This is a genomic window from Enterobacter cloacae complex sp. IR5403 (assembly GCF_049238705.1).
GTDB lineage: Bacteria > Pseudomonadota > Gammaproteobacteria > Enterobacterales > Enterobacteriaceae > Enterobacter > Enterobacter hormaechei_C.
This window is the reverse complement of sequence record NZ_JBMKHP010000002.1, coordinates 1-14,574: the sequence shown is the minus strand read 5'-3', so window position 1 is coordinate 14,574 and position 14,574 is coordinate 1. Positions and strand designations below refer to the sequence as shown.

Genomic DNA, 14,574 nt, shown 5'->3' with positions numbered 1-14,574 from the left:
ACTCACTATGCGATTTAACGGACTGACCAAAGGTTTCTTTATACTCATCCTGGCCCTTGTCACCTGGGCTTTCTTTGACGTGCTGTCACCCTATTTCTCGGCGATTCTGTGGGCAGCGATCCTGACCATCATTTTCAACCCGGTGAAAAACAAACTGCGTACCGCGCTGGGCGATCGCAACGGGCTGGCTTCCCTCCTCACACTCGGCATTATCTGCCTGATCGTGTTTATTCCGTTGATGGTGATCCTTTCCTCGCTCGCGGTGGAACTGAACATGGTTTACACCAAGCTGCAACAGAACAACACGCAGTTCCCGGAAGTCATCGCCGGTATCTTCAACCGCCTGCCGGACTGGGCCAGCGGCTTCCTGGCGGATCACAACCTGACCAACGCCGCGCAGATCCAGAAGAAGCTCTCCGATGTCGCGTTACAGGGCGGACAGTATCTGGCGGGAAGCGCGTTCCTGATTGGTAAAGGGACGTTCGGCTTTGCTATTAGCTTCGGCATTATGCTGTACCTGCTGTTTTTCCTGCTCAAAGACGGGCCCTATCTGGTGCGCCAGATCCTCGACTCGCTGCCGCTGTCTGACTTCGCCAAACAGCACCTGTTCGCTAAGTTTGTCGGCGTCTCACGAGCCACGGTCAAAGGCACGGCGGTCGTGGCGGTGGTTCAGGGTACGCTTGGCGGTATCGCCTTTGCCATCGTCGGTATTGACGGTAGCGTACTGTGGGGAGCGCTGATGGCGTTCCTCTCCCTGGTGCCCGCCGTCGGCTCGGCTATTGTCTGGGTTCCCGCCGCCATCTTCCTGTTTGCCACTCACCAGCTGTGGCAGGGTCTGTTCATTGTGGGCTTTTTTGTCATTATCGTCGGGCTGGTGGACAACCTTTTACGTCCGCTGCTGGTGGGCAAAGACACCAAAATGCCGGACTACCTGATACTGATCACCACGCTCGGCGGTATGGAGCTGTACGGCATTAACGGCTTTGTGATTGGGCCGCTGATTGCCGCCCTGTTTATCGCCTGCTGGAACCTCTTCTCTGGCCGCGACCACGCAGGCAACGCCGAAGAGCTGGACGCAGACTTTATCGAAGAGGGAAAAAATCATCCGGACCTCTAACGAAACGCGTTTGGACAGGCGGCCCGGTGCCGCCTTTTTTTTCGCGTTAAATCAGGGGTTTTCTATAATCTGAAATGAACGCTCTTCCACATTTGTCGTAGAAGGATCCAACAGGTGCGAATCGCCACGATCACAAACTGGGCTTATGGTGTCACGGTGTGCCTGACCATTGCCTCCGGCATCGTCATGCTGATGGCTTCCCATGCCGACAACGTAGAGCGTCAGGCTGTTAAGCAACGACAAATTTTTGACCAGCTTACGGAAGAGATTGAAGCAGAAACCTGGATGCTCTCCGATTTAGCACGCCTTTACGCCATCAAAAAAGAGTCCGATGTGCTGAAAGCGTACCAGGCGAAAGAAGGTGAACTGAAGAATATTGAACACAAAGTGGGGCAGTTAAAAGATACGGGCGCAACGGGCGAAGAGCTGGCGCTGCTGTATGAAGGGCTGAAGATTGTCGATGGCCTACAGGATGAACAGCAGGCAGCAATAGCCAGCGTCGCCCGGGGTGAGGAACAACAGGCCATTGCGTTACTCTTCGGCAAAATCTACGAACTGGAAACGGAACGCGCCCAGAGCAAGATTGACCATTTTCGTATGCTGCTGGATAAGCGCATTATTGCCGATGTCCAGGCAGCGACCAAAACGTCGAAAACGCTGCGTACCGCCTCAGAGGTGATGGTCGGCCTGACCGCCCTGCTCTTCTTATTCGTGATGGGCTTTATTCTCAAGCACCGCGTGCTGCGCCCGGTGGTGCGCCTCAGTGATGTGGTTCACCGACTGGCCTCACAGGACTACGCCGTCGAAACGCCCAATTTCAACCAGGTCGATGAGATAGGTGATATGGCTCAGGCCATTCGCATTTTCCGCGAGAACGGGCTGGCAAGGCAGCGGCTTGAAAAAGAACGCGATGCAGACTGGGCCATCCGCGAGCTGCTCGCGCGAATGACCCAGCGCTTGCAGGGGTGCGAGAACGTTAGCGACGTGATTGCGGTGGCAGAGCTGTTTGCGCCCAACATTGCGCCGGGTGTCGCCGGGCGTCTGTATATTCTGGATCGAAACCCGTGGGAGATGCGCTGTGCGGCGGAATGGTTATCTCCCCAGGGAGAAAAAAATGCCTTCCACCCCGATCAATGCTGGGCCATACGCCGTGGTCAGAGCCACCCACCGGTCAACGGCGAGCCGGATATCGGTTGCCAGCATCTGCCTGAATCACAAAAAGACAGTTCATTGTGCGTGCCGCTCATTGCGCAGGGGGAAGCCATTGGTTTGCTGTCGTTTCAGAACATTACGCCTGAAACGGCACCGTCCCGCGCATATCTCGAATTAATGGCGGAAGCCCTGGGTCTGGCGCTGGCCAACCAGCGTCTGCGCGATGCCCTGCTGGAAAAAGCGCTATTCGACCCGCTCACCGGCTTGCGTAACCGCCACCACCTGGAAGATACCCTGCGCACCCAGATAACTCAGGCGATGCGCAATAATGAGCCGGTGAGCTGCATGATGATCGACATCGATCACTTTAAAAGCATTAACGATCGCTTCGGTCATGAGGCTGGCGATCATGTGATTAAGAGCGTGGCGACAATTGTTCAGCGTGCCGTGCATGATGCCGGTCTGGCTTTCCGCTTTGGTGGCGAAGAGTTTCTGGTGCTGCTTACGGGGGCGGATGAGGAAGCGGCGCACGCCTGCGCAACGGAGATTTATAACGGCGTCCATACGCTGTCGCTGCGCTATGGGCTTGCTGAGATTGGCCCGGTGGATGTGTCGATCGGGATCGCCAGTTACCCGCAGCACGCCCAAAGCGACGACCTGCTGCGCGCGGCAGACGTGGCGCTCTACCGGGCGAAAGAGCTGGGGCGCTCGCGGATCGTCAGTTTCAGTATGCTGGAGGCGGGTTAAGCGAAACTCCGTGCCATCGACGTCAGCGGTACGCGCACTCTCTTATTCCCTCACATTGAGGGTACGTTATCATTCTTTGTACAAATAAATTCATCTTAACGATGCCCCATTGATAAAAAATGGGGGTGCGTAAATATATCAATAAATCAAAGCGATCATTTTTTAAACTCGGGTGGCTTATTACACTGAGTTTTTATGTTTTAAAAAACGTAAGCTCCAGCCAGCGGTCTGCAATCACGGGGAAAACAACAGCTATCTTTTTGATTTTGATGATTTTAATCAAGTAGCGTTTGCAAAAAGGCCTGGCGTTCAACAAAATAGACAAACTTATAGGATAAATAACTTATAATTCTTATACTTCTGTTAAAAAGAGGAGGCCAATATGCGAATAATCCTAATGCTGTGCTGCTTTTTGGTACAAAGTTTAAGCTGGGCTGGCGAACTGCCAAAGCCTGTGGGCAAACCCATTTTAACCATTACCGGTAATATAGAAAATACGAACGAAAATGGAAAAGCCGTTTTTGATATTGCCAGCCTTGAAAAACTGGGGATGGTGAGTTTCCAGACGACCTCTCCCTGGTATAATGGCCGCACGAAGTTTGAGGGTATCCCGATGCGCAAACTCATGGAGTATGTGGGTGCAAAGGGTTCGGTCCTGAATGTGGTTGCACTCAATGATTACACGACCGTCATCCCTCTCAGCGACTTCCAGAAATACAACGCCATCCTGGCTTTAAAGGTCAATGGCGAATATATGCGCATCCGCGATAAAGGTCCGTCATTCATCGTCTACCCTTATGACAGTCTTCCTGAACTCAATAATCAGATTTATTACTCGCGATCGGCATGGCAGGTCAGCAAAATGAAGATTGAATAGTAGTTCAGGAGAACATAATGAACAGGATACTGGTTGGTATCATTTTTTCTCTTTTTATCACTACTGGATATATAGCATTTCTTGTTTACGATCGTCAGCAAGAGTTGCAAAAACTGACTCACTACACTGAGTCCTGGTCTGTAGCCCAACTGGTATCTGAATATTACCGATTTGAATCATGGATTGGACTGTACGCAACCGAGACTGATGACGTTACGGTAGACCAGGTTCGCATGCGCCTGGAAATCATGCTGAGCCAGAATGATTTATTGAAAGAGGGCGGCCTGGGTCGTTATATAAACAGCGAAAAAGCGCATCAGACGCTCGCCTTACGCCTGGAAAACATACTGAACTATCTGGATGCTCATCTTGAGAAAATGAGCCGTTCAGAGTTAAAGCTCTATCTGAAAAATATGCATTCACTGGATGCTCCGCTAAGCCAGCTTTCATCCACGGCTTTAACAAAAGATGTTAATACAATCAATGAAACCAACCTTAAAATACAGGTTCTGTATTATATTTATTCAGCACTTTCGCTGTTACTGGTTATTTTAAGCTTCATACTGGGTTTTTTGATTATCTATCAAAATAAAAATATCCTGAAAGCCCACATGCAGGTGAAAACGCTGGCTGAAGAACTTCAGCTGTCCAAAGAAACCCTGCAAATCCAGAATACAAAACTGGAATACGATGTTTATCATGACTCCCTTACCGGCATGAAAAACCGTCTTTTCTTCTGGGATGATCTCAATAAACTTAATCTACAGGCTGAGGAAAAACATATTTCGGTCACGGTGATGTTATTCGATTTAGACCGGTTCAAAGAGGTGAATGATACCTACGGTCATGATACCGGGGATTTACTATTACGTGAGGTATCCACGCGCCTTAACGCTTTGAGCCGCTTTTCAGAGACATTTTATCGTTTGGGCGGCGACGAATTTGCTTTTCTCTCCAGTGGCTTAACCGAAACCGCAGCCGTCTCACGCGCGCGAGAAATCAGTGATAGCATCAGCAAGCCCTATACAATTAATAATCAACTTATAAAAATAGCCACCTGCGTGGGTATTGTTTTATCGGATAACGAACGACGTTCGGATTACCTTTATAAATTTGCCGATCTGGCGCTCTATGAAGCCAAGAAAGAAGGTTCTCAGCAGATCAAAGTCTTCCGCCAGCGAATGCTACAGAAGTTGCAGGAGAGCAGAACCCTTGAAAATGATATGGCAAGAGCAATAGAGAATGATGAGTTTGTTGTTTATTACCAGCCTATTGTGAATTCCGTCAGCAAGGAAATTTATGGCTATGAAGCGCTTATTCGCTGGATGCATCCTGTAAAGGGAATGCTCTCTCCGGATAGCTTTATTTTCGCCGCTGAAAAAACAGGCATGATCAACGAGATAGGTAAAACCGTACTTAAACTGGCCTGTAGGGAAGCGGTCTCCTGGGCTGTTCCGGCCAGGATCTCCGTCAACGTCTCGCCTGTTCAATTGGGCAGCAAATCATTTATTAATACGGTGCAGTCCGTTCTGGCTGAAACCGGGCTACCGGCTAACCGTCTTGAGTTAGAGGTCACAGAGTCATCCCTCTTCAGTGACAGAAATAACCCTATTACGATCCTCAAAAAACTCCGCGCACTGGGCGTAAGAATCTCCATTGATGATTTTGGCACGGGTTATTCGTCGCTCTCCAGACTCAGCGAACTGAATTTTGATAAAATCAAGATCGATAAATCTTTTGTCAATCCGATATCTACGCAGGAAGATGCGCTTAATATTGTGAAGCTGATTACCGGTATGGCTAAAAGCCTCAATATGGGCGTCATAGCTGAGGGGGTTGAGACCGAAGAGCAGCTTGAGCGGCTTCAGGCTCTGGGTTGCGAGCTTGTGCAGGGATATCTTTTCAGCAAACCACAGCCTCAGGTCGACAGCAAAATTAAGAGCGGCCAGGAATGATCCCCCCTCCTCAGCCCGATACCAACCGGGATCACATTTTTCGCCCCTGGGTATTCACTGACAATAACCAGGTGTTATCATTCACCCCGTAAATACCTATCAACTCAATCCGAGGCTTTGATGCTGGAGAATGTAATCATCCGATAATCAGCTTCCCGACCTTTCCAGGCCGGACTGATTATCAATGCGCCGAAATCGTATGCGGACACCGCTGTGTGTTTGCACGTTTTGCACATGATGATTAAACAGGTTTTCCAGTATGAATTTATCCCGTCAGGAACAACGTACCTTACACGTTCTCGCCAAAGGTGGCCGTATTGTGCACGTCCGCGATACCTCCGGCCGCGTCACCGCCGTTGAATGCTATAGCCGCGAAGGGCTGTTGCTGGCTGACTGCACGCTCGCCGTTTTCAAAAAGCTCAAAACTAAAAAGCTGATCAAATCCGTTAACGGTCAGCCCTACCGCATTAACACCACCGGGCTGAACAACGTTCGCGCTCAGCCTGATAATCGTTGAGGAGAGGATGATGGATATCCCACGTATTTTTACTGTTTGCGAAAGCGAACACCGCATTCATAACCCCTTTACGCCAGAGAAGTACGCGACACTGGGCCGGGTGTTACGCATGAAGCCAGGCACTCGCATTCTCGATCTCGGCAGCGGCTCGGGAGAGATGCTTTGTACCTGGGCACGTGATTACGGTATTACCGGTACCGGCATCGACATGAGCCCGCTCTTCACCGCGCAGGCCACGCGGCGCGCAGAGGAACTCGGCGTCAGCGAACGCGTCCATTTCATTCATAACGACGCGGCCGGCTACGTCGCGAATGAAAAATGTGACGTGGCGGCCTGCGTTGGCGCAACCTGGATTGCGGGTGGCGTAGCCGGGACAATGGATCTGCTGGCAAAAAGCCTCAAGCCCGGGGGAATAATGCTCATCGGCGAACCGTACTGGCGTCGGGTACCCCCGACGGAGGAGACAGCACAGGCCTGCGGCGTCTCGTCGATTGCAGACTTTCTCACTCTGCCCGATCTGGTTGCGTCTTTCGATCAACAGGGCTATGACCTGGTTGAAATGGTGCTGGCAGACCAGGAAGGCTGGGACAGGTACGAAGCCGCAAAATGGATGACCATGCGGCGCTGGCTGGAGGAAAACCCAGATGATGACTTCGCGCAGGAGGTTCGGGCGGAGCTGACGATAGCGCCTGAACGTCATGTGACGTACACGCGGGAGTACTTTGGCTGGGGGGTGTTTGCGTTAATGGCGCGATAACATGGTGCTGGCGGTATAGCCTTTAGGGTTATGCCGCCGATCAACTTCTTTGAGGTACAAAACGATGGCACGAAATTGTGCAGCCAATAGCAATATTTGCTGCCACGGTCTGAGAATGAGATTTACTGTAATGGAGGGTAACTATTTTATTTAGATGGTGCGATAATAGGAGTGTAACACGAGATAAATCTTGTGTTCGGGTCTTCTTCTACGACCTTCGCAACTACCTGATTTAACGATTTTTACGCACGCTGATAATCTGGCATTCACCCTGCACATGATAAACGCCCCTCAACTTTAACGGGGTGGAAAATGAAATACAAGCCGGATCAATACATCATTTCCGATAGTTACGGAGTTTATTACGTCAGGATATCAATTCCTGTATGGCTCCGTAATGCATTTGGTGGAAGAAAAACTCTCGTCCGTAGTCTGAAAACTTCCGATCTTCGTGTGGCTCGTAGGAAGCGTGATGTTATAGCCGATGAATTTCACCACATCAGGCAAATTGCAGAGCCTCCAAAACCGGACAGCTTGCAGGACACGATCAGCTATTTAAAGAGCGTGGCTAAGTACGCGAAAGCTGCCCCGAAAGCATCAGCGCCGATTATCTACCAATGCCCTTCTCTGATTAAGATGTTAGAGATCTACCTTATGCATAACGCTGATCGCCTGAAAATGGGAACATTAAGCAAGACCAGGAAAGCCGTAGAACTATTCCTGAATTACCTGCGAAAGAAGGATGTGGAACTTAACGATATCAACCGTACCACCGTTACAGGCTGGCTTGATCATCTCAGAGAGACAAAGGCAGTCCAGACAGTGGCTAACTATCTATCAGCAATGGCAAACATTTTCGATCTTGCCTCTTCCCGATACCAGGACGCCCCACCGCTGGAAAGTAACGTGTTCAGGGGGCATAAACTCAACACAGCGCAGAGCCGCCAGAGTTACGAGGCATTCACGGAAGAGGATATTACGAAGCTCATTAGCGCGTTTAACAAGTTAGGAGAGGACGAGCTAAGGGATGTGACCACTATCGCCGCTTATAGCGGGATGCGCATTAATGAAATAGCCAGTTTAAAATCAGACAATATCTGTGAAGTAGAGGGGGTGCTATGTTTCGAGGTTACGGAGGGTAAGACACGCAATGCGGCGCGGTTGGTTCCACTTCATAGTGCGATTAGAACAATGGTTCTGGAACGCTGCCAGAAGCCGCACAACGGTTTTTTATTCTACCGTGCAAGTGTGACCAAGAGAGAGGACGGCAAGCGCTCCTCGTGGCATGTAAACCGCTTTGGACGACTTAAACGCGACATTCTCCCAGGGCAGGAAAACAAGGTGTTTCACTCGATCAGGCATCTCGTTGCTCAAACTCTGGATAGGGGCGGGGTTGGTCGAGATAAGTTAAACCCCGTCCCAGAAGATCGCATAGCCCTTCTTCTGGGACATTCGAGAGGAGAAACGGAGAGTTTCAAAACATACAGCAAGAATGCCGCCTCCCCTGTTGAGCTACAGCAGTACATCGAATTGCTACGCTATTCAAAAATTGACAACCCATAAGAAAAGGGGCGTAAGCCCCTCGTTAACTTATCGAATAGAACATTATTACATTACTTATATATTTAGGTGAATATGAACCAGTATCAAACAAAAAACCGAGCAAAAAAACAACCAGAAATACATCACAAGACTAATATATAACAATCAGCAAACACCCACCGCAAAGTAAAAAGTCATGTTATATCAATCGCTTAGTCAAAACCCTGCATCCGTACCACAAATTTTAGCAATACTATTGCTTTATTGTGATAAAAATTACAATATAATTTTAATTAAAATTTAAGGTATTTGTTATGGATACTGCATTCATTGCTGAGCCTATAGTGAGCATTGACGAGAGGTTGTTAGGCGTTGAGCTTCTCACTCGCTTCATTGCCTCAGATGGACGCCCCCTTCACCCTGAATTCGTAATTTCATCTTGGGATTTAGATAGGAAGCGGCTTTTCCTATACGAACAATGTGGAAACATTGCCACTATGCAAACGTGGTTCGAACGAAAGAATCTATTTTGTACACTGAACATTGATCAGCAAATGGCTTTTTTAATACGTCATGACTACATACTTAGACAAACTTTCGAATCGATGTCATTCATCAAACTTGAACTTTCTGAGCATTTCCCTGGTTTGGATAAGGGATTGAAAAGTCCCTTATTAAAATCGCTGAGCCAGGGTGTAAATGGGCTATGGCTCGATGACCTTGGCGCAGGAAACGCGAATGTAGTTAGTTTGATCGAAGGATACTTTGAGGTTGTAAAGGTAGATCGCTGCTTCTTTAATGAACAGGTGCAGAAACCAACCTTCAACCAGCTGATTGCATCAATCAAAAAACACTGTGACAAAATTATTATTGAAGGGATTGAGAATAGAGATCATATGGGGTTACTGCGTGAGGTGGGGATTTGGGGATTACAGGGGTATCTTTTTAAATCTGTCCCTTTTAAAAATGTGGACTCATTGCTGTAGTGTTGAAACCATCAAAAAAGGGGCTTACGCCCCTTTGATGTATCACCCGCCTGTACTGCTTTGACCGCTCAGGGCTGACAAGGTTAGTGACTGTGTAAAATTGGCTTGAGAAGCCCTCGCCTGGAAGTCTACATAGTCGGCTAATCTGCCTGTGTCAGATTGGATCGTTAGTGGTACGGACGGTGCGACCGTCAGGTTAAATGTTGGATTCAGATTATACGCTGGTGCATTGCCGCTGCTGAGTGACATTGCAGAATCACGCAGAGAATCACCTGCAAGGTTATATTGATTCGCCGCAGTCCCTGCTTGCTGATTACCAACGCCCAACCAGTCCATAATAGCCGGAGCCACTGAGCGGCTGTCCCACCCTGTCTTATCCTGAATCCAATCGGCTGTGGCATTAGCTGAGCCATTCACGGCTTTATCATAGATAGCATCTGGCGCTGTTTTATCAGGATCAGAATACAGCGATGGGAAGGTATCTTTCATCCAGCCGTTAAATTTGCTGAGGTCAGCAGTGATTTCCTGCGTGAATCCTGTCACCTGTGCTAACAGGTTTCCAAGCCCAGAACCTAATGATTTTGCTGTCTCGTTCAGAGTAGCGGTGTTTGATGCTAAGTCCTTACCAGCGTTACCAAACCCTTCGAGGAAGCCGGAAGTTAGATTCTGATTAAAACCATTGTTAACTGCTTGCAACTGGGTAGACAGGTCGCCGTATGCCAGAGTTTGCCTAATTTGTTCATCATTGAGAGTTTGACCACTTTCGGCAAGTTTCCTGAGGACGCTTGTATACTGCTCTCCGTTGTTCATGAACATATCGGTGTAGTGCATCAGATCATCACCTAAACTCTCAATCAGCGTACCAATCTGAGCCTGTGACATACCACGGCGTTGCCCTTCATTTACCGTAGCCTGGACGAAATCCAGTGGAGAATCCTGGAACTTGGAAATCTGATCTTTGCTCCATCCGAACTTGTTCATGATGGACGTAATGCCACCGTCGCCACCTTTCCATTCGCCATTTTTAAACTGGCTATCATTCACAGTCATAGCGAGGCGTTCACGGACGTCTTTCATGTTATCGACGGCTTTTGAGGTATTAGCTGAATCAACACCGTGTTGCTGTCCCCAGGCCACCATCGTTTTTATGGCGTTTGGGTTGGTTTTCACACGTTCAGATTGCCTCACCAGATCGAGGTTATCATTGGCTGTCTCGCGTACACGTCCCAGGATGGAAGCCCCACCCGCTAATGCAGCCGTAGCGCCAATAAAACCAGCACCGCCGCCGATCACGTTCAGCCCCTTCTCTTTGATGTTAGCCGCCGCGCCTTTGTAGTCCGTTCTCTTAGCTTGACGCTGTGCAGCCGCTTGTTGTTGGGTACTGGCGGTTATACGGGCTTGTAACGCTGCCTCTCTCCGCATCAAGGCCAATCTTTCACGAAGTTCATAGTTTAACTTCGCGCTACTGATCTGGTTATTACGGAAAAGCTCTGTTTGCTGTTTAGCGAAGCGAGCAAACTCCAGTTGTTTGAGCGGGTCAAGGCCATACTTCCCCGCTACGCCTTTCATTTGAAGGTTAGCTGACCTAAATTTTAACGAAGCTGTCTCATTACGTTTGGCAATCTTCGCAGCTTCCCTTGCTTGCGCTTTACCTGCTTTCTCAGCCTGGCGTTGTTGTTTTAAGTCATTGGACGTTTTTGGAGAAGCCGCTTTAGCATCTGCCACCTGTTCACGCGCTGATTGTCGGCGCTGCTTCTGAGTCTGAAACCGAATTTTCGGATTCTCCAGCTTCTTAAAATGGCGTTGAAGGTCATCAGCCGCTTTTTTGGCCAGTGCAATATCTTCCTTCGAAACTTTAAACTCAACGGTGTTTACGATACGTGCTGTGTTTATTTCAAGCATCGCCACCGCCTTGTTTATCAAGGAAGTGATGCACGGCCTCGTCGACGGTTTCACCACGGAAAATACGCGCTCTAACGCCCGTATAAGAAATCTCTAATAGCTCGCAAAGCTGGCTCACCTTGAGCAGCCCTTCTGCATCGTCTGCACTCAGTCGAACATGTAAACCACGATTTGATTTAAGTATGAGTTCCACCTCTATTTTTCCTCTTGTTATGGGGGAAACTAAAAAGGGATGCCACCAGAGCCACAATTGCGCTGTGGGTTAGTAAACATCCCTCATTAAAGCGCCTGAATATTTCCAGCGAGTCAGGCTCCCGCTTGCTCATTAAGCAGTGATGGTGATTTTCACCTGCATACCTAACGCATGATTGACAGGCAACGCCGAATTTTCGTGCATAACGTGGTACGCATCGCCGCGCTCACTCAGGTAGCCCCAAGAGTAGTATTCAGCAGGTGCTGCATCGATCAGCGCGAAGTTGCCAGAGGCAGCGCCGTAAATATTCTTATAAGGATTTGAGTTGCCTTTGCTAAACACAGGCACCGCCACCATATCAGCATCATCCGGCATCTGTGCCAAGATCAGCGCATCTGTCACTTTAACAATGTCGATAGGCGCACCAGGCAGACTAAACGTACTAACTCCTGGGAGAAGCTCGTGACGCTGGTAGAACAGGTTACGGTCGTCATATGGCGCTACATACTGGAACGCTTTAGACATACTGTCAGAGAAGCGAATCTGGCTAAATGCAGCAGGCTTAGCGAATACGATCACTCGTTCAATCTGACCAGCCAATCCACCTGCGGCAGCCTGAACTTTGTCTAAGATGGCATCAAAATCCTGTGCCGCTGTCGCTGTACTCACGCTGGCTGTCATTGGTACTACACCGAACAGTTCAGCATAAGAGATCAGCAGGTCATCAGTAGCAGGGGTATAAACTTCACCTTTGAACAGAGCACGGGCCAGGTAAGATTCACGGGTACGAAGGTAAGCAATTTTATGTTTCCCAGTGTACTCGGTGTACAGGTCGGTAACGGTTTGTTCGTAATCAGTGCCTTGTACCCTTTTCCCTTGTACGTCTACAGGTTTAAACTCATCTTCCCTTGCAAACCAAGGAATCTCGATAAGGTATTCTTTCCCATTCTGACGCGCGGTAGTGTCGTGGTTTGATGAATAACGGCTCTGCGGGGTGTTAAACAGGCTGTAGTTATCATCCAGAAGCTGTGTCACCACCACTTTCGGATTCTGAACACCTACTCCGTCGAAGAGGTCGAGGGCATTCATAAGGTAGTTACGTTCCGGCAGGGCCTGGAAGATTGGCGCTAAATCGACCATCTCACGCCCAATTGCGATTTTACTCATTATTTATCTTCCTTGATTAAGAGGTGAAGAATGGACGGCATACGAATCCTTTGGATTCGAGCGTGGTAATAGCTGCGGCGTGATTAGCTGCGTGCAGGTTCTCGGCTTTCAGTGCTACGAAGCTGCCAACATTAGGCGCACGTAGGACATTCACGGTTTTACCGTCGCCAGCACTCACGAAATCACTTACCACCACAAAGGCATCATCGCCGGAGGTGTATAAAGCGCCATCAGCCCCGATAACATCGGCGCATTGAATATCCGCTGGCAGGTCGAAAACACGACCTTCTACGACTGCAAAAGAATCAGTGGCGTAGCTCACTACGTCAGTGAAACTCTTACGAATTGGGAAAAGTTCGGTTAGGTCTACAATCATTGTTGTTTGATTTCCTTGGATTTGATTGCGATCCGTTCCTGCATACTAAGTTGAGGTGTGTCCTCAGAAGGGAAATACTGGTCTACAGCTTTTTCTATTTCTTCAACAGTACATCCTGCCATTTCAGCCACTTTAGCTATTAACTCAGGATTAACTTGAATCACTTCGGATTTGTATTTTAGGATTCGGTCGCGATTATTTAATAAGAACATTGTGTTGTTCCTTCGCGTTGTAACTGCGTTCATCCTTCCATTAATAACGGAAGTGTTACATGCAGATTGTTAAAAAGGGGCGATTAAGCCCCTGGAGAGTATGCCCTTGTTAGAAAGCATTGTTTAACGTCATTTTCGTTTCGGAGGATTATGATGTTAAAGAATGGTTTCTTTAAAAAAATGAAGGGCGCAACTGTTATGAATAACAGAAGAAGGTTTCGCCCGTCATTGCTCCTCATTTTTAAAAGCGTGTAGCAGCGCCCAGGAATAAAATGAGGATTTCTTTATCTATCTACTACCTGACACTTTCGGGAGTGTATTAATAGAAGATTTGCCAGCCTGAACGTGACTACCGCTGACGGCGTTTATTCAGTCTGACTGCTTATAATCCTAACGGGGTTATAAGGTTTAGAGCAAAGAATTTGCTCTCTGAAAGAGAATGTGCGCGGTGATTGTCCGTTACCACCCGACACAAGTGGGAACGCCCGCGCCACCCTTTGGAACTAAACACAACAAAGGAAAACAACCAGCTTTCAGAGAGAAAATTCAGATGGAGAGTGCCGCTATGGGAAACGGCATTCAGGAGGGAGAAGTGATTCGAATACTCAACCCTTATCTTATAGTAACATTTCCGTTACGAATTGTCAAGTTATTTATTCACTTTTCTTGCATTTTTATTCAAATTCGAGTGCTGCGTATTCTTCGGCTATGTCCTGCGCAAGCCCGTCTAAATCCTGCATACAGGACACGAGGGACTGAGCCACCTGCGACATTTCGCGTAGTACGCCTTGATCCTCGTTCAGACTCTCTGACTGCTCCACTACGCTTATAATCCCTTGCATAACAACTGAGGCCAGATGAAGCTGTTTAACGGCCTCAGAAACGCTCTCAGGGGTTCCCTGTCGGTAGGCTTCCGTAGTCGCATCAAGAAGCGGAATGTGTAGTTGCTCGTGAAATTCCTGTAGCATTAGGGAAGGTGCGAATAAGCGGGGAAATTCTTCTCGGCTGACTCAGTCATTTCATTTCTTCATGTTTGAGCCGATTTTTTCTCCCGTAAATGCCTTGAATCAGCCT

13 protein-coding genes are annotated in these 14,574 nt (G+C 48.5%); 8 read left to right on the top strand and 5 right to left on the bottom strand.

Annotated features, from left to right (window positions below; genetic code table 11):
* Positions 1–7 precede the first annotated feature (7 nt).
* From ACOTW6_RS03065 to ACOTW6_RS03030, 8 genes are all read left to right on the top strand, one after another.
* On the top strand, positions 8–1,117 hold the full coding sequence (locus ACOTW6_RS03065) for an AI-2E family transporter (RefSeq protein ID WP_045142023.1): 1,110 nt from the start codon (positions 8–10) through the stop codon (positions 1,115–1,117).
* A gap of 114 nt (positions 1,118–1,231) precedes the next feature.
* Entirely contained in the window at positions 1,232–3,016 is a 1,785-nt protein-coding gene (locus ACOTW6_RS03060) for a diguanylate cyclase (RefSeq protein ID WP_213789421.1), read from the top strand.
* 382 nt (positions 3,017–3,398) lie between these two features.
* Positions 3,399–3,893: a molybdopterin-dependent oxidoreductase gene (locus ACOTW6_RS03055; RefSeq protein WP_023303170.1), complete on the top strand. Its 495-nt coding sequence runs from the start codon at positions 3,399–3,401 to the stop codon at positions 3,891–3,893.
* A 17-nt stretch (positions 3,894–3,910) separates the two neighbouring features.
* On the top strand, positions 3,911–5,848 hold the full coding sequence (locus ACOTW6_RS03050) for a putative bifunctional diguanylate cyclase/phosphodiesterase (protein WP_213789422.1): 1,938 nt from the start codon (positions 3,911–3,913) through the stop codon (positions 5,846–5,848).
* A 259-nt stretch (positions 5,849–6,107) separates the two neighbouring features.
* Entirely contained in the window at positions 6,108–6,365 is a 258-nt protein-coding gene (locus tag ACOTW6_RS03045; protein WP_003863178.1) for a YjhX family toxin, read from the top strand.
* A gap of 10 nt (positions 6,366–6,375) precedes the next feature.
* Positions 6,376–7,122 carry an SAM-dependent methyltransferase gene (locus tag ACOTW6_RS03040; protein ID WP_213789424.1) on the top strand — a complete coding sequence of 249 codons (747 nt, stop codon included), beginning with the start codon at positions 6,376–6,378 and terminating at the stop codon, positions 7,120–7,122.
* A 312-nt stretch (positions 7,123–7,434) separates the two neighbouring features.
* Positions 7,435–8,685 (top strand): DUF6538 domain-containing protein, encoded by a 1,251-nt coding sequence (locus ACOTW6_RS03035; protein WP_045616431.1) that lies wholly within the window; start codon positions 7,435–7,437, stop codon positions 8,683–8,685.
* Positions 8,686–8,978: 293 nt separating this feature from the next.
* Positions 8,979–9,650 carry an EAL domain-containing protein gene (locus tag ACOTW6_RS03030; RefSeq protein ID WP_063946034.1) on the top strand — a complete coding sequence of 224 codons (672 nt, stop codon included), beginning with the start codon at positions 8,979–8,981 and terminating at the stop codon, positions 9,648–9,650.
* A gap of 42 nt (positions 9,651–9,692) precedes the next feature.
* On the opposite strand, the gene ACOTW6_RS03025 is transcribed toward ACOTW6_RS03030, so the two are convergent.
* From ACOTW6_RS03025 to ACOTW6_RS03005, 5 genes are all read right to left on the bottom strand, one after another.
* The gene (locus ACOTW6_RS03025) at positions 9,693–11,552 is read right to left on the bottom strand and encodes a hypothetical protein (protein ID WP_116329857.1); all 1,860 of its coding nucleotides are present in this window, start codon (positions 11,550–11,552) and stop codon (positions 9,693–9,695) included.
* On the bottom strand, positions 11,545–11,745 hold the full coding sequence (locus tag ACOTW6_RS03020; RefSeq protein ID WP_040117868.1) for a hypothetical protein: 201 nt from the start codon (positions 11,743–11,745) through the stop codon (positions 11,545–11,547). Before ACOTW6_RS03020 ends, ACOTW6_RS03025 begins: the two co-directional genes overlap by 8 nt.
* Positions 11,746–11,877: 132 nt before the next feature.
* Positions 11,878–12,912, bottom strand: a complete 1,035-nt coding sequence (locus tag ACOTW6_RS03015; protein ID WP_116329858.1) for a major capsid protein — start codon at positions 12,910–12,912, stop codon at positions 11,878–11,880.
* Positions 12,913–12,928: 16 nt separating this feature from the next.
* Positions 12,929–13,288: a hypothetical protein gene (locus tag ACOTW6_RS03010; RefSeq protein WP_116329859.1), complete on the bottom strand. Its 360-nt coding sequence runs from the start codon at positions 13,286–13,288 to the stop codon at positions 12,929–12,931.
* A complete protein-coding gene (locus ACOTW6_RS03005) occupies positions 13,285–13,500 on the bottom strand; it encodes a hypothetical protein (RefSeq protein WP_063134504.1) in 216 nt (71 codons plus the stop codon). Before ACOTW6_RS03005 ends, ACOTW6_RS03010 begins: the two co-directional genes overlap by 4 nt.
* Between the last annotated feature and the right edge of the window lie 1,074 nt (positions 13,501–14,574).